This is a genomic window from Agrobacterium sp. 5Ca50, from assembly GCF_055381905.1.
Genome location: NZ_AP026439.1, coordinates 38,233 through 57,436 on the forward strand (window position 1 = coordinate 38,233; position 19,204 = coordinate 57,436).

A 19,204-nucleotide genomic window follows, 5' to 3' on the forward strand; every position below is an offset into this window, starting at 1 on the left:
AAGGTTTCCTGTTGTTATGCAAAGTCGAGCATGACCTTGATGGCCTGCTGTCGGTCACGGGCGAAGGCGAAAGCGTCGTCAGCGCGGTCAAATGGGAAGGTGCGGGAAATGATTGGTCGCACATCGATGGTGCGGTCTGAGATCAGCCGGACAGCCAGATCAAATTCGCTGTCGAAACGAAATGATCCCCGGAAGGTGATTTCCTTGGTGACGACAGGATTAAAGGCTGTGGTTATCTCGTCAGGCAAAAGCCCTACCTGAATAATCGTGCCGCCGGGCTTGGTGACGCCAATGGCTGTCTGCATTGCAGCCTGATTGCCAGAGCATTCAAACACCACATCGAACTGCCCCCGATCGCGGTATTCTTCTTCCATCACACCGGGCATTGTGACGTTCCAAGTCTTTTCTGCCCCCAATTGCGCTGCCAGACGAAGCGGCATGTCGGCAACATCGGTCGCAGAGATTGCAGCTGCTTCGGCGTGTCTTGCAGCAAGGAATGTCAGTGCGCCGATTGGCCCGAAACCGGTGACAAGAATGCGTTTGCCCCGCAGATCCGGTGCCTGCGATACCGCATGCAGGCATACTGCCAATGGTTCTGCGCAGGCTGCTTCATCAAGCCCTGCAAGTGTCCCGACCGGCACGGCCTGCGCCGCCCGAACCACTACATATTCGCGGAAACCGCCATCAATATGTGGGTTGCGCATGGCGCTGCCCATGAAGCGCATATTGGAGCAGTGCCGTGGCATGCCCGACGCGCAGTAGCTGCATTTTCCACAGGCGAGCGACGGATTGACTGCTACTGATGTACCGACGCTTTTTCCAGAAACATCTGCGCCAAGGCGTTCGACAACGCCCGAAAGTTCGTGTCCGGGCACCATCGGTGCCTTCATGCGCACTGTCCCGAAGCCGCCATGATGGTAATAATGCATGTCCGAGCCGCAGATTCCCCCCTTATGAATGCGGACCAGCACCTCTCCGTCGCCTGGAACGGGCATATCTCGATCCTCGATCACCAGATGATGTGGTGCGTGTAATACAACTGCCTTCATTGCTCCTCCCAAAGACTTTTGCGTTGACGACAATCAAATATCATGCATGATACGTGATGACAATGCGAGGGAGGCGCTGATGGAGATTAACGGGAGAACGCAAGTTCTCATTCATATTGCGTATCCGTCTGCGCATTTGCGGACTCCGCAGCTGTTTAATGCCCGCTGCACGGAGCGTGGGCTGGATGCGGTGCTGGTGCCCTGGCAGGTCCACCCTGACAATCTCGTCGCCGTGATGAATGCGCTGCGCATCAGCGAAAGTGTGCCCGGTGCGATTATCACAATCCCTCACAAGGAGACCGTTGCTGCGTTGTGCGACAGGCTTGAAGGCCCTGCCGCATTGCTTGGTGTTGCCAATGTCGTTCGCAAGGATGCTGACGGAGCCTTGGTCGGTCGTATACTCGATGGTGAGGGTTTTACGGGCGGTCTATCGCGTCTGGGGCGTAACCCAGCTGGCAAGAAAGCGCTTTTGGTGGGCGCGGGCGGTGTTTCTGTTGCCATAGCCGATGCGCTTCTGGCGGCCGGTGTCCGCGAGTTGGTTATCAGCAACCGTACCGAAGCCCGTGCGCAAGCGTTGGTGGACCGTTTGCGGGCACTGTATCCGGCAACACCTGTCAGTGTTGGCAAGGCCGATGGCACCGGTTTCGATCTGGTGGTCAATGGCACGGCTCTTGGCATGCATGATAATGATCCGCTGCCGCTTGATCCCGATACGCTGGAGCGTGACAGCATCGTTGCCGAAGTCATCATGTCGCCACCCGTTACGCGGCTTCTGGAAGAAGCGCGCCTACGCGGCGCGACTGTCCACGAGGGCGTTCATATGCTGACCGGCCAGATAGATCCTTTCATTGATTTCGTTGTCCGGCAGGTCCCGGACGAACATATTTTGAATATCCGGAGAGAAAACGCATGATTATTTTTGGAGCACCACGCCGCTATATTCAGGGGCCAGGCGTTCTTGCAGCCATCGGCAAGGAACTTGCGGGATTTGGAACATCCGCGATCCTTCTGGCCGATGATAATGTCAACGCAATTGTTGGCCCAACCATCACCCGCAGTGCGCAGGAGGCAGGCGTTAGTGTGACAGGTCTGCGTTTTGGCGGCGAAATCACCTATGCCGAGATTGAGCGACTGGTGAAGGAAGTGTCCGATGCAAAACATGACGTGGTGATTGCTGCAGGTGGTGGCAAAACCATCGATACCGGCAAGCTGGTGGCAAGGGCGCTGAAGGCCGCTTTCATTTCGGTTCCGACGGTTGCCTCAAATGATTCTCCCACCAGTCATATTGCCGTTGTCTACGACAGCGACCACAAGCTGGTTGGCGTGGAACAGAACCGTGCCAACCCTGATCTGGTGCTTGTCGATACAGCTATCATTGCCAAGGCACCGCTGAAATTGCTGTCGGCAGGCGTTGGTGATGCGCTGGTCAAACGTTTTGAGGTTGAGCAGTGCATCGGCGCAAAGGGTAACAACGTGTTTGGCGCGGCATCACCGCGCTCTGCGCTGGCGCTCGCTCATGCATGTTATGATACTGTGCGTGAACACACCACCGCCGCTTATGCCGCGCTTGAGCGCGGCGAACCGGACGAACATCTTGAAGCACTGGTTGAAGCTTGCGTTCTGATGAGCGGGCTTGCCTTTGAAAGTGGCGGACTTTCCGTGTCTCACGGCATGACGCGTGGACTGTCAGCAGTACCCGGTATCGCCAACGCACTTCATGGTCATCAGGTCGCTTACGGCCTGCTGGTGCAGCTTGTGCTTGAGGACCGCGATGATAACTTCATGGCCGACATGTACGATTTCTATCGTGACGCCAAACTGCCGCTGAAACTGGCGGATCTTGGTCTGGACGAGCGGTCGAATTCGGTTGTCGAAACCATCGCCACCGTGTCTGCAGAGGCCGCGCATATGAAGAAATTTGCAAAGCCGATTTCGGCTGACGATATCGCCCGCGCCATTACCATCATCGAGGCCGCTTGATCATGACCACAGGGACTGAACTTTTCTCGTTGAAAGGCCGCGTTGCATTGGTAACCGGTGCTGGTCGTGGCATTGGTTTTTCCTTTGCCAAAGGACTTGCCTCGGCAGGTGCGCACGTCGTTATCAACGATATCAATGCTGATAACGCCAACGCTGCGGTCGAGAGCTTGAGGGCCAGCGGCTGGAGTGCCGAAGCCATCACCTTTGATGTGACTGACACGCCAGCGGTTGCCGCCGCTGTCGACGGTATTGTTGAGCGCAATCGTAGGCTCGACATATTGATGAACAATGCCGGTATTCTTATTCGCAAGCCGGTTGAAAGCCATGACATGGATGACTGGAACAAGGTCATTTCCATCAATCTCAGTTCGCTCTACGGCGTGGCGCGTGAATGCATTCGCCACATGCGCAAGCAGAAATACGGCCGTATCATCAACACAGCGTCGGTCATGGCCATCAGTTCGCGCCCCGGCGTCATATCCTATGTTGCGGCCAAGCACGGGGTGGTTGGCATAACACGTGGTTTGGCAGCGGAGCTTGGTTCCTTTGGCATCACGGTCAATGCGATCGGCCCTGGTTATATTTTGACTGACATGAACAAGAAGGTGCTGGGGACGGGAACTTTTGAGCAGCAGGTCATCGACCGCACGCCTCTGGCACGCTGGGCCGAGCCAGATGAGTTAATGGGTTCGGCAATCTTCCTGGCGTCCGAAGCAGCAAGTTTTGTGACAGGCCACGTCTTGATGGTGGATGGCGGCATGACAGCCAATGCATTCCTCACCGAAAGCGCTGATCTGGGCGTGGCAAGCTGATGACGACAATTGCAAAACTCGAAGCGAGGTCTGTCTGCATCCCGCTTCAAAAACCGGTTCAACTCGGTCCTGTTACCATCGCACAACGGGATTATGTCGTTGTGAAGCTGGTGCTTTCCGACGGGTCGGAAGGTTACGCTTATGGCTATGATCGTGGTCTGCCGCTCTTTGATCTGGTGGCCAAGGCGGCCCGGCATTATCCGGGCGAAAAGGCGGCCGATCGAAACCGGTTGCGTAAACTTGCACTGGGACCAACGCCTGCACCGCGTGCGGCCATGGTCAGAGGAATGAGCCTTTGTGACATTGCGCTTTGGGATGCCTGGTGCGTGTCGGTTGGCCAACCGCTTTCCACTGTTTTGGGCGCCGTTCGGGACAAGGTGCCTGTCATGCCGGTGATCGGTTACGGCATGACGCCGGAACGGGCTGCCACGGAAGGCGCAAATCTCGCTGCCCGCGGGTTCAAGACCATCAAATGCATGATTGATGGGCTAAATTTCGAGGCTGACAAGGCTGTCATGGAGGCTCTTGCTGCGTCACTGCCAACAGGTGTCAAATTTGGGATTGATGCGCATTGGTCGTGGACCAGCATTGATCAGGCGCTTCCCTGGTGCAGGCTGGGGGAAAAGCTTGGTGGTGCTTTTGTTGAAGACCCATTCGCACCAACGCAGGTGCATGCCATCGCCTCATTGTCCTCGCGGCTCGACATTCCGCTGGCGGTGGGCGAGGACGTCATCGATCTCTCGGGCTTTCGTGATCTTGCCAATGCTGGCGGTATTCTCCGGGTCGATGCCTCGGTCAGTGGCGGCATTACCGGTGCAGTAGAGGCAATTGCGGTGGCTCGCGCCTTTGACAGGCCCGTCATTCCGCATGTTTTTGCAGCGCTTCACGCTGAGCTGGCATTGGCTTTTGATGCGGTTCGCTGTGTCGAAATGATCATGCCGGAGGTCGGGGCCGATCCGATCGACCAGTTTTTCTTGTCACCTCCGGTCATCGAAGGCGGAAACATCATTGCCACTGGACGCAAAGGTGCGGGTCTCGCACTCGATTGGGACCGGCTGGCGCCCTACACAACCCGTCAGGAAATTTTTTCGAAATGACAGATCAGGCCTATCTGGAAAAATGGGGACAATCCAGCCTCGACCATACCGGCTGGATTACCCCCGATATTGAGCGCTCGGTTGCCTTCTGGACCAATGTGATGGGATTTGAGGCGAAACCGATTGGCGAACGACGTCAGCCATGGATTTCACGCTTCATGGGTGTGCCAAATGCGCAGGTGAAGCTCGTGCATCTCTATGGCCATGGTGGCCATATCGAGTTCATCCAGTTTGATGAACAGGACACGCCATCCGTGCCGCGTAGCAGCCAGCCGGGTGCCGCACATATCTGCCTGCGTATAAAAAATGTCGAGGCGCTGCGCGATGACATTCTCCGGAATGGCGGATCTGAGCAAGGCGAACTGACAGAGATTACCGAGGGTATAGCGGCCGGTTTGCGGGGGTTATACATGCGTGATCCACATGGCGTGCTTATCGAACTGGTCGAGCTACCCAGGTCATAGAGAAGTATGTTAGATCATATATGATTTGTTTCGTTGCCTGAAAGGATGCCGGATTGGCCCAGAAACCTATTTCGCGGGAAAACCTGTCGACACAGCTTTATGGCAATTTGCGCAATGCACTTATGGACGGCCAGTATGCACCGGGCCAACGCCTGACGATCTCAGGCGTGGCCGAAGAATATGGCACGAGCATAACCCCGGTACGCGAAGCGATTTTCCGTCTGGTCAGCGAGCGGGCCCTGGAAATGCGCGCTGCCACATCTGTGCAGGTTCCTGATCTTTCCCCGCAGAGTTTGCGGGAGGTGCAACGTATTCGCGTCGAGCTTGAAGGTGTTGCAGCAGGACGTGCAGCAGAATTGGCCACCAAGGCAGATATCAAGGCGCTGAAAGCCATCAACGCTGAATTTATCAAGGCCGCTGCGACAAGCCCTGAGCGAGCAAGTGTTTTGAACCGCGATTTTCACTTTGCAATCCTGCGTCTTGCGCAATTGCCGATCCTCGAAAGCATCTGTGAAAATATGTGGGTCCTGATGGGCCCGTTCCTTCGTACCTTCCACGACCGGATGCCGGTACGTCAGCTTTCGGGTGACAATCACAAACATTATGACCTGATTGCTGCGCTGGAAGCCGGAGACGCACAGGCAAGCCGTGCCGCCATGCAGGAAGATATCCTTTGGGGCGAGGAAATGGTCCGGACCCTCGAAGCCGAGCGCAAGACAGCCGTCTGAGCAATCCTGGATTTCTGATTTTATAACCGCCGATGACCTCATCGGCGGACACTTTTTCACGCCCGGAGAAACCGCATGAAACTTCTATATGCAGTGCCTTCACCCTATTCCCGCAAGGTTAGGGTGGTTGCGCACGAACTCGATGTGCCGCTTGAATTGGTTACCGTCAATGCCATGTCTGACGATGTCACGCTTGCTGCCGTCAATCCGATGAACCGTGTTCCGGCCCTGCTGCTGGACGACGGAAAGGCATTTTTTGACAGCCCGCTGATCAGCGAATATCTCGATGTAACCTATGGTCCAAAGCTATTTCCGTTTGAGAGCGGTGCGCGCTGGCAGGCGCTGCTGCAACAGGCCCTGGGTGACGGGATCATGGACGCGGCAGTCCCCCGCCGCCATGAAACATTGCGTCCTGTAGAACAGCAATCGCCTGAGCGTCTCCGGCTCTACAGGCGCACGATTGACCAGACACTGGCGCATCTGGAGCAAAACATTGGTGAACTGTCCCGCTTCCATATTGGGGCGATCTCGATTGCCTGTGCGCTGACATATCTGGATTTCCGTTTTTCCGAGGATGCTTGGCGAGTTCGTTACCCCGCACTCGCGTCATGGTTGGATGCTGTCTCCGCCAAACCGTCGATGCAGGCCACTTTGTTTGAATAACACGCGTTTGCAGGCTGTTGGCGGACTTGACGCTGAAAGAATATGATGCATGATATATGACTGAGGCCGAGGAGGAGTGAGCGGTGCTGGAGGAGCAGCCAGCCGCACACGGACCACAGGTCGGGATCGTCTTAACCGTGCCGGGGAGGCACGACACGTCCATCTGGAGGAAAATATATGCTGAAATTCACCCGTAGAGTTTTTGCGGCGAGCGTTGCTGCCAGCCTTGCTATGTCCTGTGCGCTGCCTGCTTTCGCGCAATCGCCGACATTGCTGCGCATGAACATGGTGGTGTCCAATCAGGACAAAACCTACCCGCTTTGGCAGGAGTTTGCCAAGGAGCTGGAAGCTGCGTCCAATGGCACACTCAAGGTCGAAATCTTCCCGTCGGAAGCTTTGGGCAAGACGGTCGACATGATCGACACCATCTCGCGTGGTGCGCCGGTACTGCAGGATTCCGATCCGAGCCACCTGTCCAACTATGTGCCTGACTTCTCGACTTTCATGGCCCCGTATCTTGTGAAGAAGCCTGAGGATATCGAGAAGCTGTGGAACTCTGACACGGTCAAGGACATGGAAGCGAAGCTTTCCGAAAAGGGGCTACGTGTTGTTACGCTTGTTTATTTCGGCACACGCCATCTGCTTTCCAACCGTGAGGTAAAGGCTCGTCCCGATACGGCTGGCATGAAGATCCGTAATGCCCCAACCAAGATGTGGAACGAAGTGTCCAAGACCCTTGGTGGAAACCCGACCAACACCGCATGGTCTGAAGCTTACAGCGCCCTTGAGCAGGGTGTGGCGGATGGCGTGGAAGCGCCGCTATCGTTGCTTTATTCATCGAAGCTCTATGAAACCCGTCCCAATATATCTTTGACCGGTCACGTTGTTGCCACCACCTCAATCCTGATGAGCCAGAAGGTGTATGACAGCCTGCCTGATGACGCCAAGAAAGCTCTCGATACCGTGGGTCGTGCTGAATCGGCCAAGCGTATCCCGAAAATCCAAGCGCTTGAAACCGAGTTCCGCAAGACGCTTGAAGACAAGGGCATCCGCTTCAATGACGTGGACAAATCGTCCTTCTTTGAAGCTGCTGCGAAGGTTCCGGATGCCTTTCCTGAGTGGACGCCTGGCGTCTACGACAAGATGAACGACATCATCAAGTAAGTTCCCATCTCCTCCACGCACTCATCGTGATGTCCGGTTCTGCCGGACATCGTTTATCTATGGAGTAAAGATCATGCATGTGATGAACCGGTTAGCTGGGCTCGTCTCAAAATTCGAGGTGACGGTATCTATGGTCGCATTTGCCACCATGGTGCTGGTTATTTCGGCCAATGTCATCATTCGTTTTACGACGGGTAACTCATTGGTTTTCACTGAAGAAATTGCCTATATCGCTTTCGGCTATTCCGTCTTTTTTGGATTGTCACTGCTGTTTCGAATGCGTGCGATGATCGCGGTGGATCTGGTCGTTGATATGTTCGCGCCCGGCCCGAAGTATATTGCGCATATCATCAGCTACATCATCATGGTCGTGATCTGTGGGTATTTCTTTTATCTGGCTGCAACGCTTGCGATGTCCGGATGGATTCGTCGTACAGCGTTTCTTGAAATTCCCTATTTCTGGATCAATCTCGCGCCGGCCATCTCGTTTGGTCTGATGACATTTTACAGCATCCGCTTTCTGGTGATGCTCCTCAGAGGGCAGGAACTGCCATCTGTTGATCTGGAAGAGCAGATGTAACTGTCATGTGCTGCGACCTTCTTCATCCCGTTATTACTTGCTCCATTGGGAGCGTCTGGGGGCTCACATGGGCTTGACTTCCTACCTGCCGCTTTTCGTCCTTTTTGCGCTGTTTCTTTTGCGTGTTCCGGTTGCTTTGTCACTGATGGGTGCTGCGGCTTTCTACTTCGTGTTCATCAACACTTTGCTGCCGACCGACACGATGGTCACCAATCTGATGGCCAATACGGAGGCGTTTTCCTATCTGGCAATTCCGTTGTTCACCTGTGCGGGCGTCATTTTCAACTATTCAGGAATTACAGATAAAATCCTGAAGCTGTCGAACGTGCTGGTTGGCCATTACACTGGCGGGATGGCGCAGGTGAATGTGTTGGTGAACATGCTGCTGGGCGGGCCTTCGGGTTCTGCCAATGCTGACGCGGCCATGACCACCAAGATGATCGTGCCTGAAATGACCCGACTTGGTTACGACAAGGGTTTTTCCACTGTGGTAACCGCCGCCTCATCCTGTATCGCGCCAATCATCCCGCCCGGTATCATCTTGATCCTTTATGCGCTTGTGGCTGATGTCTCGATTACGCGGATTTTCTTTGCCGGCTATTTGCCGGGGCTGCTGATCTATGTAGCGATTGCTATTACCGTTGCGATCATTTCGAAAAAGCGCAACTACAAGCCTAGCCGAGAAGGCAGGGCCTCATGGGGCGAGATCGGCCGTCAGGCGCTGGATTCCAGTTGGGCCCTGTTTCTGCCGATCGTTATCCTTGGTGGCTTGCGTTATGGCCTGTTTACCCCAACCGAGGCTGGCGCGATTTGCGTGATCTATGCGGCGCTTGTCGGTGCCTTGGTTTATCGCCAGCTGAAATGGTCGCACATTCCTCTCATTCTAATGGAGTCTACACTGGCGACTGCGGGCGTGATGTTCCTGATCTGCGCGGCGACTGTGTTCTCGGCCTACCTGACGTGGGAAGGCATTCCCGCCATGGTAGCCACAGCCCTGACGACGAATATCTCCGATCCGCTAATCATGCTGCTTGTCATCAACCTCATTCTGCTCGCTGTTGGCGCGTTCTTTGAGGGTGGTTCTGCAATGATCTTGATGGCACCGCTTTTTGTGCCTGTGGTCTTGGGCATGGGCATCGACCCGGTACACTTCGGCATCATCATGTCGATCAACCTGACGATTGCCGGCTTTACTCCGCCGGTTGGTACGATGATGTTCATCACCATATCGATCGCCAAGGTGAAAATCGGCCACTACATCCGCGAAAGCTGGCCATTCCTGTTTGCGTTGCTCGCAGTGCTATTCCTGGTGACTTACATCCCCTGGATTTCGCTGATCGTACCAAGGCTGTTCCTCTAAAAACGAAAACAGGGCCCGAAAGGGCCCTGGTGTTATTTCGATGTCTGGAAAGGCCTGTTGTAACGCCGGCTAACCGACCATCAACAGCCGTGCGGGTTGCAAGGAAACCACTTCATCGGGTGTGCCTGCCCGGTTGATGGGAGCGGGAGGTATCACAAGTGGCAATTGGCCGTCGGGTTTGAGAATACCGGCCATTTCCGCCAAGCTATCAGGTTAAATCGCAATTCGAGGTGAATGAGCTTCCAGGTGTGAGCGGAAATCAATGCAGGGTGATGGAGGCTGGCACCTTCTGTCGGCGTGTCTCAGACTGCCTGACGATGCGGGCTCTTAAGCTGAATGGCAATGGTGCCAGGATCATGCCGGCATTGTGTAAGGCCATTGCAAAGGTCTCGGCAGACGCCGCCACCTTGATCTGATCGCTTTCGGCGCATAGCTGTTTCAGGCAGACACGGAATATTTGCTCATCCCAATGCTGAATCCCCGCGATAATACCGAGCACCAGAACTTCGTCCGGACTGATAAACCGTGAACCTGGCGGATAGGTGGCAAGTGGGCTAGCTCGAAAAGTCTTTAGTGCGGCGACAAGTCGTTCAAGAGCTACGGCAGCTTCCGCGCCCGCAGGTTCGCCAAGATTGTCGTGATAAAGACGCAGTACTGATTGTGAAGTCAGTTTGGTGCGACTATCAGCCAATCCGGCCAGGAATCGATAACCCTCGATGACCAGTTGTTCGGCCCGGCGGTTGAGATAATCCTCGTTTGTGGTTGCGGCGCCAACCGTCATCTGTGCCAAGGCAACTCTCCTGAATGAATGATCTGGGCCGACGGCCCAGTCATGATGTCATGGCCAGTTATGATTTCAGGGTATGTGCCGCAGCCATTCGTCGGTCGAGAATTTCTCGGCTGCCAGCTTTTCGGCCGCTGCGTATTCATCCGCAGAAACGCCACCGGCAATTCCGCCATTGAGGGATCGGAAGGTTTCCTTCATCCGCTCGATGATCTCTTCGCGTGGTAAGCCGGTCTGGCTGCGCAGGGGATCAACGCGTTTGTTTGCGCTGGTTGTGCCCTTGTCGCTCAGCTTTTCCCTGCCAATGCGCAACACCTGCACCATTTTGTCGGCATCCATGTTGTAGGCCATGGTGACATGGTGGAGAACGGCACCCGACGTGAAGCGCTTCTGTGCAGCGCCACCGATCTTGCCCTTGGAACTGGAGATGTCGTTGAGCGGTTTATAAAACGCATCAATTCCCAGGGAGTTCAGAGCTTTCAAAACCCAGTCATCAAGGAAGGCATAGGAGTCTGCAAAACTCATGTCGCGAACGAGTTCGGCTGGTGCATAGAGTGAATAGGTCACGGTCGTGCCGGGCTCGACGAACATTGCCCCACCACCCGTGATACGACGTACGGTCTCAACGCCGAATTGGGTCGCAGCCTCCATGTCCACTTCATTACGAAGTGACTGGAAACCGCCAATAATGATGGCCGGACGTTCCCATTCCCAAAAGCGCAGGCAAGGGGCGCGGCGGCCTTCGCCCACTTCCTTTGCCAGAACTTCATCAAGGGCAAGATGCATGGCCGGACGAAGCGCAGGGGTCTCGATGATCTGCCATTCATAATCCCGCCAAGTGCCAGTGACGCCGAGCGCCCGGCGCACAGCGATTGCGACGGCCTCAGGGCTGAAGCCGATCATTTCAGCGCCAGGGCGCAGGCCGGCTCTGATCGCGGCAACAATGTCTTCAACGGTCGAGATAACCGGTAGCCCTTCCAGTGAGGTGCGGATATCGTCCAGAGCCTCGGCCGGCTCGAGGAAAAAGTCGCCGTGCACCTGCACGTTCGTCAGACGGTCGTTGATATTATCAATATCCACGACCACGAGCTTACCGCCCTGCACCTTGTATTCACCATGCATGCTAGTGTTCCAATCCAGAAGGCCTATGCCTTGTCATTTCAATCAGGGGAAAGAGACCAGATTTCCATATAGTGAGCGCAGCTTTGCCTTTACAGCATCCGAGCCGCGATAGATGTCGATGAAGTTGCGCAGGTTTGCGTCGTCCTTCATGTCAGGACGCGTGACAAACTGGAACGCATAAATCGGGTCGTTCTCGAAGATCAGGCCAGATGCCGGGTCAAGACCTGCCAGTTTGGCAAATGTCGGATAGGTGGCGGCGGCATCGACCTCATCCAGCGCGCGGGCAATCTGCGGGCCATCAAGCTGCACGATGTTGAGCGGTTTGTGCCAGACGACAACGTCTTCCAATGTCGCGCGGTGACCAACATCGGGCTTCAGTTCAATCAGGCCCGCGCGCTGCAGCAACAACAGGGAACGGGCGGTGTTGACGGGGTCCCCGGAGAAAACCACGCGGGCATTGTCAGGCAATTCTTCAAGCGTTTTGTATTTTTTGGAATAGAGTCCGAAGGGCGTGCTGAATGCCGGGGCGACCGGAACCAGATTGTGCCCGGTATTTGCGTTGGTGAATTCCAGAAACGGAATATGCTGGAACAGGTTTGCATCGACTTCGCGATCGGCAACCGCCGTGTTGGGGGTGTTCCAGTCGTTGAACTCGATGATCTCGATCTTCAAGCCCTTGGCTTCGGCCTCTTTCGCTGCAATCTCAACAGCTTCATTTGAAATACTCGTCGCCAAGGCAATGCGCAGCGCTTTTTGTTCCTGGGCGATGGCGCTTGGAGCGGCAGACATGCTGGCCAGCAATGTCGCGATGATACCGACAACAATCCTGCGAGACATTCTGGTTCGCGCTGAAACATCTCTCAAACGGCATTGGACGAACATAACGAATACTTTCAATTTGGAGCGTGGGCGGTGCGCATGCTCTACCTGATCCTGCTTGGGCCTACATAACATGATATTTTCCGTCAAGAATGTAATTCAACTTTGAGAGGCGGACGATACCTTTGGTCGCATGTGCTTCATTGCTGTTTGATATGGAGGTGCGGTGAGCAGACTTCAAACCGTCGGGGGGCGTTCGCAGAAAAGCAACAAGGTGGACGCAAATTGATGCTGTTCGAGACCCGGCTAATCTTCTAACGATGATCGCAAAACAATCAGAGGGATTTACATGAGCAAGCCGTTTTACTGGAATGAATTGAATACCTACGATTTTGCTCATTTATCGCCGGAAAAAACCATAGCCATCCTGCCACTTGCCTCGACTGAGCAGCATGGGCCACATCTCCCCGTTGCAACGGATGTTGCCATTGCCAATGGTATGCTTGACGAATTGAAGATACAGCGCCCTGACGACCTCGACATACTCGTGCTGCCGACGCAGGAGATCGGCAAGGCGAATGAGCATGTCTACGGTCCGGGGTCATTGTCTTTTGGCCCCGAAATTCTTATCCCAGCCTGGACTGCCATCGGAACCAAAGTTGCGGAAGCCGGTATCCGCAAACTCGTGATGGTCAACTCCCATGGCGGTAATGCAGACATCATGAGCATTGTTGGCAGGGAGCTGCGGGTGCGCCACCAGATGGCGGTTATCTGCACTCATTGGGGCCGCTTCGGTCATCCGGATGGTTTGATCAGTGAGCATGAGAGACAATTCGGCATTCATGGCGGCGAAGTGGAAACGTCGCTGATGCTGCATTTCCGGCCTGAGCTCGTGCGTATGGAAAACGCGCAGAACTTCGTGTCGAAGGCTGAAAGCCGCTCGAAATTCATGCAACCAGCGCCGCCGCATGTACTGTCCTGGCTTGCCCATGACCTGAACCCACATGGTGTGGTTGGTGACGCGACCAAGGGTACTGCAGAAAAGGGCGAGATCATCTGCCGCCATCAGGTGGCAGGTTTCGTCGAACTGCTGCGCGAATTCGAAGGATTTTCGCTGGATGAATTGTATTCCCGCTGAGAACAGCGGGACTTTTCCCTTAAAATATCTTTGCGGCGGTAATCTCGACTTCGACCTTGAATTCCGGACGCGTGAAGCCACCCACCACGATCAAGGTCGAGGTGGGTTTGCGATCCAGAGTGAAGCGATCGCGCACGGCCATATAGGCTGGAAAATCTTCCCGGCGTGTCACGAAGCCGGAAATGCGGATTACATCCGCAAAACTCATGCCCGCCTCCTCGAGAATTGCACCTATTGCCTTGAAGCACAGTTCTGCCTGTTCGCTGACTTCGCGTGGAATGACATCATCCAGACCGATGCCGAGCTGCCCGGAGGTGACCAGCAGGCTGGCGCCCGGAGGCACCAGCAGACCGTGATTATAGGCTCCGAACGGTTTGGGAACCGCAGGCGGATTGAAAACCTGTTGCATGATGTGGGCTTCCTTTTCGCCGTTACCGTTTAGCGGGCATAGAGTTTGTCCAGTCGGACAAGGCGACCAACCAGGATCAGGGCCATCACTGTGAACACAATCAGCACTGCGGAGATTGCATGGGCTGTCGGTTCAAGACTGAAGGTTGATTCTGCGTAGATACGAACCGGCAGGGTTGTCAGGCGTGCCGTGGTCAGGAAGCTGGTGACCGTTACTTCACCAAAGCTCAGCAGGAAGCCGACGAGACTTGCTGCAAACAGACCCGGGGCAAGGCCTGGCAGTGTGATCAGGAAAAACATCCTGAAAGGGTCGGCGCCCAGACTTGCGGCCGCTTCCTCCTGCGAACGATCAAGCTGCATGACCGAGGTGGTGAGCAGGGTGATGGCAAACGGCAGGATGACGATGACGTGGATTGCCACAAGTCCGAGGAACGGCGGCACGATCAGATAGATTTGCAGCAGTTTCAGCATGCCGACACCAATTGCCACATGCGGCAAAGACAGTGGCAGCATCCAGAATGTCATCAGGACGGAGCGCCCCTTGAACGGAAAGCGGGCTAGGGCAAATGCTGCCGGAAGCGCCAGTGCAATGGCAACCAGCACCGAGACCGTGGCGAGCTGAACTGAAACCCAGAAAGCGTCCGCATAGGCACCGTTGAACAGAACTGCGTAATACCACTTGAGTGTGAAGCCCTTGAAACCGGCGGCCGTTGCCTGTGGCACATCGTTGAAGCTCTGGATGCATACGAGCACCAGTGGCAAGAGAAGCAGGCCAAGCGATGCCACCAGCAAAAGGCGGGCGATCACGAAACCGACGGTATCTGCCAGCCTGACAACGATATTCGGCAGGAATACCGGGTTGCTGGCGCGCTCGTTCAGCCATGGCATCAGACGTTTCATGCCGATGCCGCATAGCGCTGCAAACGCCAGGCTGGTGATGGTCATGATGACGGCAAGCGCCGAGGCAAGTGGGGCGTTGAGGTTCTTGATCGCCTCCTGCATGACCAGCATGCCTGTCGTCCAGACCTTCTTGCCGCCAAGCAGGGTGGCGGACACATAGGCTGTACTGGCCATCAGGAAGACGATGACAAGGCCGGAACGCAGGCCGGGCAGCGACAGGGGGAGGTCGACCGTCAGAAAACGCATCGCAGGCGATGCGCCAAGGCTTTCGGCAGCCTCATGCACACGCGGTGAGGTGTTCTGCATGCTGTCGTAAAGCGCAAGAACCATGAAGGGCAGGAAGACCTGCGCCAGAGCAACCGCCACAGCGCCATGGTTGAACAGCATGTTGGCGGCCTTGGGAATACCAACGAGGCCAGTCACCGAATTGATCAATCCGTCCGGCGCAAGCAGCAGAATGATGCCGAGCGAACGGACGACCACGTTGGTCAACAGCGGAATGAGAATGATGGCAAAGGCCGCGGCCCGGTATTTCACCGGAATGCGCGCCAGCCAGTAGGCGAGTGGATAACCCAGCAGGGCCGTCAGCAAGGTGACGCCAAGGCCGAGTGCAATGGTTTCACCCACAACGCGGAAATAGAAACTGTCGGTGACGATACCAATATACTGCGCCAGCGACGGCGTAGTGATCAGTGGTCCAAACGGATCAGGGTATTCGTGCAGCGACAGCAGGAAGATCGCGGCCATGGGGGCCGCGAAAGACAGGAGTAGCCAAAAAGTGACCGGTGCTGAAAGGGCCGGTCCTATCCACCGTGTCATCCGGCGATCTCCCGGTCATAACGGGACTGCCACTTGGCGCGGTTGGCGTTGATGAAGTCCCAATCAAAATCAACCAGCTGCGAAACCTGCTCATCACCAACGATCAGCTTGCTCTTCAGATCGTCAGGAATGGTGATGTTGTTGACGGTCGGGGAGTAATAGATTTCGCGGGCATAGGCCAGCATGCATGGCTCGGACAGGTGCAGGTTGACCCACTCTTCTGCCAGCTTTTGGTTCTTGGTACCTTCGGTGATGCAGGCAACGTTCATTGCCAGTGCCTGACCTTCAGTTGGAGACGCGATCTCGATGTTCGGATTGCGGGTTTCCGCGTAAGAGCGGGTGAAGCTGCCGAACTCGACGGAGAGATCGCAGATGCCCTGATCGAACATTTCAAACAGCTGTGCCTGACTTGCCTGAATGGCGGCAAAAGGCTTCAATTCCTTGACCTTTTCGACCACCAGATCGAAGTCCTTTTCAGTGCCGCCCCATGCACGGGCTGTCATCATCAATGCAGAAATGCCTTCCGCGCCGAGGCCGTCCGGCCAAGCAATACGACCCTTCCATTCCGGGTTCCAGAGATCCTTCCAGGACGTGATCGGCTTGGATGCCTTGCGCTTGTCGTAAACGATCGTGCAAGGGTTGAAGGCAACGCCATAACCTCCCTTGCGGGCGCTCGGGTAAAGCGCTTCGAAATTGGCAACGTTCGCGGTCGGTTCCTGTGTGACGCCATCTTTTACGGCTTGGCGGCTCTCATAGATGTTGAGGTAAAGGACGTCGAAGCTCGGGCGGCCGCGCTCGGCATAGGCGCGTGCGCGACGGTCACCAGTACCACCAAGCACGTAGCTGATCTTGCAGCCGTATTTTTCGACAAGCGGCTTTTCAACATATTCTTTGACGATCTTTTCCTGGGCGCCGCCCCAAATGCCGACAACCAGTTCGTCGCCTTTTTTGATTTCGGCGTAGGCCGGGCGGATGATGTGAAATGGAGCTGCGAGGCCAACGCCAGCACCTGCGCCAAGTACGAGCCTGTTGAAATTGCGACGCGATAGGGTCATTGCAAATACTCCTGTCCGGTTCAGATGTTGGGTGGGGTCAGATAAAGGTAGCGCCGCCGGGCTGGGCCTGAAGGCTGCATGGTGCGCCAAGCGGTGGTGGCGGCAAATCCGAGGGAACGATCACCCGGATCGTACCGGCTGCAGACTGAATGTCCGCTTCCCAGGTGTCTCCGAGATAAGCTGCGTTGATGAGTGTGCCGGGCAGGGTCAGCGGACCGGCTTCGTCAGTAATTCTAAGCCGTGAGGCGCGCAGTACCAGTCGGGTTGCGCCATCTGGCGCGCCGGTGCAGGACAGGCCGGGTGCGCGGAAAACGCCATTTTCGCTGCGGCCTTCGATAACGGTCCGGGCACCGAGGAAGGATGCCGTAAAGGCAGAGCGTGGATTGTCGCAAAGCTGCTCCGGTTTGCCGATTTCTTCCATGATGCCCTTGCTCATGACGGCCACACGGTCCGACATGGCCAGTGCTTCCTGCTGGTCGTGGGTGACAAAGACGGTGGTGATGCCAAGGCGCTGCTGAAGCGAGCGGATTTCGCTGCGCATATCGGCGCGCAGATGGGCATCAAGGTTGGAAAGTGGTTCGTCGAGGAGCAGAACATCAGGCTCGATGACGAGCGCACGTGCAAGCGCCACACGCTGTTGCTGGCCGCCGGACATCTGCGTTGGATACCGATCCTTGTAGGGGCCGAGGCCCACAGTCTCAAGGGCTGCCGCCGCCCGTTCACGACACTTTGCCTTGTCGACCTGTCGCATACGCAGGCCAAAGCCGACATTATCCAATGCTGTCAGATGCGGAAACAGCGCATAGGACTGGAAGACCACGCCGATATTGCGGGCGTGCACCGGCTTTCTGGTGATGTCCTCATCGTTGAGAATGACCCGTCCCATGGTCGGTTTGACAAAGCCTGCAATCATGCGCAGCGTCGTAGTTTTGCCGCAGCCAGAGGGGCCGAGAAGCGAAAGAAGTTCGCCTTTCGGCACTTCAATCGTCAGACCGTCGACGGCCGTCTGGTCGCCGTAGCTCGCTGTTACGTTGTCCAGGGTGAGATAATGTTTATTTGACAACGTCATATCCTCGGGGCTGTAAATTCATGCGGGCTGTATCGCAGTGATGATGAAATCAGCTGCAAAATGCTCAATATTTGAGCTTCAATAATTACTGCTTATCATATGAGCATTAAGGTATTGAGTGAACTCCACGGACGCCGATATGCGGTATAGATGAAACGCTATATCGACGCTCAGATCGGCAGCTGATTGAGGGAAGGGCGTACCGGCGACAGGGTCGGCTCGTGCAGGCTGAATTCAAATTCCTTCGCGACATCCCGGATGATACGGCGCAGCCATTTGTGGGCAATGCTGGTGTGGTTACGCTCGTGCCAAAGCAGGTAAAGATGCATGCGGTCGAACTCTGACGGCGCATCAATGACCTGCAGGTGCTGGTCAGGTGTGTTGGCGGCCATATGTTCGGCATAGGCGCGCGCCGTGGTGAAGATAAGATCGGTGCCGCCGACGATAGGCGGGATCATCGCATATTCGGGCACGGACATGGCAATGTTGCGTTTCAGCCCGAGCTGCGCCAACCGCCCGTCGATCGGGCTGAACCCGGCGCTGGAACTTGCTGTCGGTGAAATGTGGCTAGCGGCGAGATAGGCATCGAGTGATATCGCGTCCCCTGCAGCCAAGGGGTGATCGCGATGGGCAATGCAGGCAATGTCGCATTGAAACAAGGCGGTAGACTTCAGGCTTGGCTGCGGTGCAGGCCAATTGCCGATGACCACATCGACATGGCCCGCACCAAGTTCTTCGGGAAGGTCAGGATTATCACCCGGCGGAAAGAAGTCGAGTGTGACATTGGGAGCATTGTGATGAATGCGCTTGGCTATTTCCGGGACGAGAAACACCCCAAAACAGTTGAGCACAGCAATGCGAATATTCTGGCTGGATAGACGCGGATCGAAATGGTCTTGACCGTTTAAGGCATCAGACAGGCCAAGCAGCACACTGCCGATCAGCGTCTTGATCTCTTCGCCTCTTTCGGTCAGCACAAGCCGTTGTCCGGCTCGCACGAGCAGCGGATCGGCAAAGATTTCGCGCGCTTTCTTCAGGCAGGCGCTGACCGTGGGCTGGCTGTGCCCGAGCAGCACCGCCACTCTTGAGACATTGCGCTCGGTAAGCAGGAGGTAGGTGGTGCGGAGCAGCCGCACATCTATCGAGGGATTAATATTCGCAAACATGGTCATTCCCGGTCGTCTGGTTCAGGA

20 protein-coding genes are annotated in these 19,204 nt (G+C 55.7%); 11 read left to right on the forward strand and 9 right to left on the reverse strand.

Annotation, left to right across the window (positions count from 1 at the left end; genetic code table 11):
• Nucleotides 1–14: 14 nt before the first annotated feature.
• A complete protein-coding gene (locus ACZ5FM_RS17870) occupies nucleotides 15–1,049 on the reverse strand; it encodes an L-idonate 5-dehydrogenase (protein ID WP_464040803.1) in 1,035 nt (344 codons plus the stop codon).
• A 79-nt stretch (nucleotides 1,050–1,128) separates the two neighbouring features.
• On the opposite strand from ACZ5FM_RS17870, the gene ACZ5FM_RS17875 reads away from it, so the two are divergent.
• The 10 genes from ACZ5FM_RS17875 to ACZ5FM_RS17920 all read left to right on the forward strand — a co-directional run bounded on the left by ACZ5FM_RS17875 (nucleotide 1,129) and on the right by ACZ5FM_RS17920 (nucleotide 9,897).
• Nucleotides 1,129–1,962 carry a shikimate dehydrogenase family protein gene (locus tag ACZ5FM_RS17875; protein ID WP_275642132.1) on the forward strand — a complete coding sequence of 278 codons (834 nt, stop codon included), beginning with the start codon at nucleotides 1,129–1,131 and terminating at the stop codon, nucleotides 1,960–1,962.
• On the forward strand, nucleotides 1,959–3,029 hold the full coding sequence (locus ACZ5FM_RS17880) for a glycerol dehydrogenase (RefSeq protein ID WP_464040804.1): 1,071 nt from the start codon (nucleotides 1,959–1,961) through the stop codon (nucleotides 3,027–3,029). The genes ACZ5FM_RS17875 and ACZ5FM_RS17880 overlap by 4 nt, the downstream gene beginning before the upstream one ends.
• Nucleotides 3,030–3,031: 2 nt before the next feature.
• On the forward strand, nucleotides 3,032–3,841 hold the full coding sequence (locus tag ACZ5FM_RS17885; protein ID WP_464040805.1) for an SDR family NAD(P)-dependent oxidoreductase: 810 nt from the start codon (nucleotides 3,032–3,034) through the stop codon (nucleotides 3,839–3,841).
• A complete protein-coding gene (locus ACZ5FM_RS17890) occupies nucleotides 3,841–4,938 on the forward strand; it encodes a mandelate racemase/muconate lactonizing enzyme family protein (protein WP_192488998.1) in 1,098 nt (365 codons plus the stop codon). The genes ACZ5FM_RS17885 and ACZ5FM_RS17890 overlap by 1 nt, the downstream gene beginning before the upstream one ends.
• Nucleotides 4,935–5,402, forward strand: a complete 468-nt coding sequence (locus tag ACZ5FM_RS17895) for a VOC family protein (RefSeq protein ID WP_192488997.1) — start codon at nucleotides 4,935–4,937, stop codon at nucleotides 5,400–5,402. Before ACZ5FM_RS17890 ends, ACZ5FM_RS17895 begins: the two co-directional genes overlap by 4 nt.
• 53 nt (nucleotides 5,403–5,455) lie before the next feature.
• A complete protein-coding gene (locus ACZ5FM_RS17900; RefSeq protein WP_192488996.1) occupies nucleotides 5,456–6,130 on the forward strand; it encodes a GntR family transcriptional regulator in 675 nt (224 codons plus the stop codon).
• A 75-nt stretch (nucleotides 6,131–6,205) separates the two neighbouring features.
• A complete protein-coding gene (locus ACZ5FM_RS17905) occupies nucleotides 6,206–6,793 on the forward strand; it encodes a glutathione S-transferase family protein (protein ID WP_464040806.1) in 588 nt (195 codons plus the stop codon).
• Between the two features lie 177 nt (nucleotides 6,794–6,970).
• Entirely contained in the window at nucleotides 6,971–7,957 is a 987-nt protein-coding gene (dctP, locus tag ACZ5FM_RS17910) for a TRAP transporter substrate-binding protein DctP (RefSeq protein ID WP_250985031.1), read from the forward strand.
• A 73-nt stretch (nucleotides 7,958–8,030) separates the two neighbouring features.
• Nucleotides 8,031–8,537, forward strand: coding sequence for a TRAP transporter small permease (locus tag ACZ5FM_RS17915; RefSeq protein WP_464040807.1), 507 nt, complete (start codon nucleotides 8,031–8,033; stop codon nucleotides 8,535–8,537).
• Between the two features lie 67 nt (nucleotides 8,538–8,604).
• The gene (locus tag ACZ5FM_RS17920; RefSeq protein WP_210323934.1) at nucleotides 8,605–9,897 is read left to right on the forward strand and encodes a TRAP transporter large permease; all 1,293 of its coding nucleotides are present in this window, start codon (nucleotides 8,605–8,607) and stop codon (nucleotides 9,895–9,897) included.
• Between the two features lie 259 nt (nucleotides 9,898–10,156).
• On the opposite strand, the gene ACZ5FM_RS17925 is transcribed toward ACZ5FM_RS17920, so the two are convergent.
• From ACZ5FM_RS17925 to ACZ5FM_RS17935, 3 genes are all read right to left on the reverse strand, one after another.
• A complete protein-coding gene (locus tag ACZ5FM_RS17925; RefSeq protein WP_464040808.1) occupies nucleotides 10,157–10,687 on the reverse strand; it encodes a hypothetical protein in 531 nt (176 codons plus the stop codon).
• A 66-nt stretch (nucleotides 10,688–10,753) separates the two neighbouring features.
• Nucleotides 10,754–11,803, reverse strand: a complete 1,050-nt coding sequence (locus tag ACZ5FM_RS17930) for a lipoate--protein ligase family protein (RefSeq protein ID WP_464040809.1) — start codon at nucleotides 11,801–11,803, stop codon at nucleotides 10,754–10,756.
• A gap of 42 nt (nucleotides 11,804–11,845) precedes the next feature.
• Complete coding sequence (locus tag ACZ5FM_RS17935) at nucleotides 11,846–12,640, reverse strand: MetQ/NlpA family ABC transporter substrate-binding protein (RefSeq protein ID WP_464040810.1); 795 nt, start codon at nucleotides 12,638–12,640, stop codon at nucleotides 11,846–11,848.
• 331 nt (nucleotides 12,641–12,971) lie between these two features.
• Here ACZ5FM_RS17935 and ACZ5FM_RS17940 point away from each other — a divergent pair, with 331 nt between their 5' ends.
• Complete coding sequence (locus ACZ5FM_RS17940; protein ID WP_464040811.1) at nucleotides 12,972–13,760, forward strand: creatininase family protein; 789 nt, start codon at nucleotides 12,972–12,974, stop codon at nucleotides 13,758–13,760.
• 19 nt (nucleotides 13,761–13,779) lie between these two features.
• Here ACZ5FM_RS17940 and ACZ5FM_RS17945 read toward each other — a convergent pair whose 3' ends face one another.
• The 5 genes from ACZ5FM_RS17945 to ACZ5FM_RS17965 form a co-directional block, all read right to left on the reverse strand.
• Complete coding sequence (locus tag ACZ5FM_RS17945; RefSeq protein ID WP_250985037.1) at nucleotides 13,780–14,169, reverse strand: RidA family protein; 390 nt, start codon at nucleotides 14,167–14,169, stop codon at nucleotides 13,780–13,782.
• A gap of 29 nt (nucleotides 14,170–14,198) precedes the next feature.
• Nucleotides 14,199–15,887: an ABC transporter permease subunit gene (locus tag ACZ5FM_RS17950; protein WP_464040812.1), complete on the reverse strand. Its 1,689-nt coding sequence runs from the start codon at nucleotides 15,885–15,887 to the stop codon at nucleotides 14,199–14,201.
• Nucleotides 15,884–16,942 (reverse strand): ABC transporter substrate-binding protein, encoded by a 1,059-nt coding sequence (locus ACZ5FM_RS17955; protein ID WP_250985039.1) that lies wholly within the window; start codon nucleotides 16,940–16,942, stop codon nucleotides 15,884–15,886. The genes ACZ5FM_RS17950 and ACZ5FM_RS17955 overlap by 4 nt, the downstream gene beginning before the upstream one ends.
• Nucleotides 16,943–16,979: 37 nt before the next feature.
• On the reverse strand, nucleotides 16,980–18,005 hold the full coding sequence (locus ACZ5FM_RS17960; RefSeq protein WP_250985040.1) for an ABC transporter ATP-binding protein: 1,026 nt from the start codon (nucleotides 18,003–18,005) through the stop codon (nucleotides 16,980–16,982).
• 176 nt (nucleotides 18,006–18,181) lie between these two features.
• A complete protein-coding gene (locus ACZ5FM_RS17965) occupies nucleotides 18,182–19,177 on the reverse strand; it encodes a LysR family transcriptional regulator (RefSeq protein WP_464040813.1) in 996 nt (331 codons plus the stop codon).
• Nucleotides 19,178–19,204: the final 27 nt, after the last annotated feature.

Coding starts and splice junctions, on each gene's coding strand:
- ACZ5FM_RS17870 (WP_464040803.1), bottom strand. CDS start 1,049: ATGAAGGCAGTTGTATTACACGCACCACATCATCTGGTGATCGAGGAT.
- ACZ5FM_RS17935 (WP_464040810.1), bottom strand. CDS start 12,640: ATGTCTCGCAGGATTGTTGTCGGTATCATCGCGACATTGCTGGCCAGC.
- ACZ5FM_RS17920 (WP_210323934.1), top strand. CDS start 8,605: ATGGGCTTGACTTCCTACCTGCCGCTTTTCGTCCTTTTTGCGCTGTTT.
- ACZ5FM_RS17955 (WP_250985039.1), bottom strand. CDS start 16,942: ATGACCCTATCGCGTCGCAATTTCAACAGGCTCGTACTTGGCGCAGGT.
- ACZ5FM_RS17905 (WP_464040806.1), top strand. CDS start 6,206: ATGAAACTTCTATATGCAGTGCCTTCACCCTATTCCCGCAAGGTTAGG.
- dctP (WP_250985031.1), top strand. CDS start 6,971: ATGCTGAAATTCACCCGTAGAGTTTTTGCGGCGAGCGTTGCTGCCAGC.
- ACZ5FM_RS17895 (WP_192488997.1), top strand. CDS start 4,935: ATGACAGATCAGGCCTATCTGGAAAAATGGGGACAATCCAGCCTCGAC.
- ACZ5FM_RS17880 (WP_464040804.1), top strand. CDS start 1,959: ATGATTATTTTTGGAGCACCACGCCGCTATATTCAGGGGCCAGGCGTT.
- ACZ5FM_RS17940 (WP_464040811.1), top strand. CDS start 12,972: ATGAGCAAGCCGTTTTACTGGAATGAATTGAATACCTACGATTTTGCT.
- ACZ5FM_RS17875 (WP_275642132.1), top strand. CDS start 1,129: ATGGAGATTAACGGGAGAACGCAAGTTCTCATTCATATTGCGTATCCG.
- ACZ5FM_RS17885 (WP_464040805.1), top strand. CDS start 3,032: ATGACCACAGGGACTGAACTTTTCTCGTTGAAAGGCCGCGTTGCATTG.
- ACZ5FM_RS17890 (WP_192488998.1), top strand. CDS start 3,841: ATGACGACAATTGCAAAACTCGAAGCGAGGTCTGTCTGCATCCCGCTT.
- ACZ5FM_RS17915 (WP_464040807.1), top strand. CDS start 8,031: ATGCATGTGATGAACCGGTTAGCTGGGCTCGTCTCAAAATTCGAGGTG.
- ACZ5FM_RS17945 (WP_250985037.1), bottom strand. CDS start 14,169: ATGCAACAGGTTTTCAATCCGCCTGCGGTTCCCAAACCGTTCGGAGCC.
- ACZ5FM_RS17930 (WP_464040809.1), bottom strand. CDS start 11,803: ATGCATGGTGAATACAAGGTGCAGGGCGGTAAGCTCGTGGTCGTGGAT.
- ACZ5FM_RS17950 (WP_464040812.1), bottom strand. CDS start 15,887: ATGACACGGTGGATAGGACCGGCCCTTTCAGCACCGGTCACTTTTTGG.
- ACZ5FM_RS17965 (WP_464040813.1), bottom strand. CDS start 19,177: ATGTTTGCGAATATTAATCCCTCGATAGATGTGCGGCTGCTCCGCACC.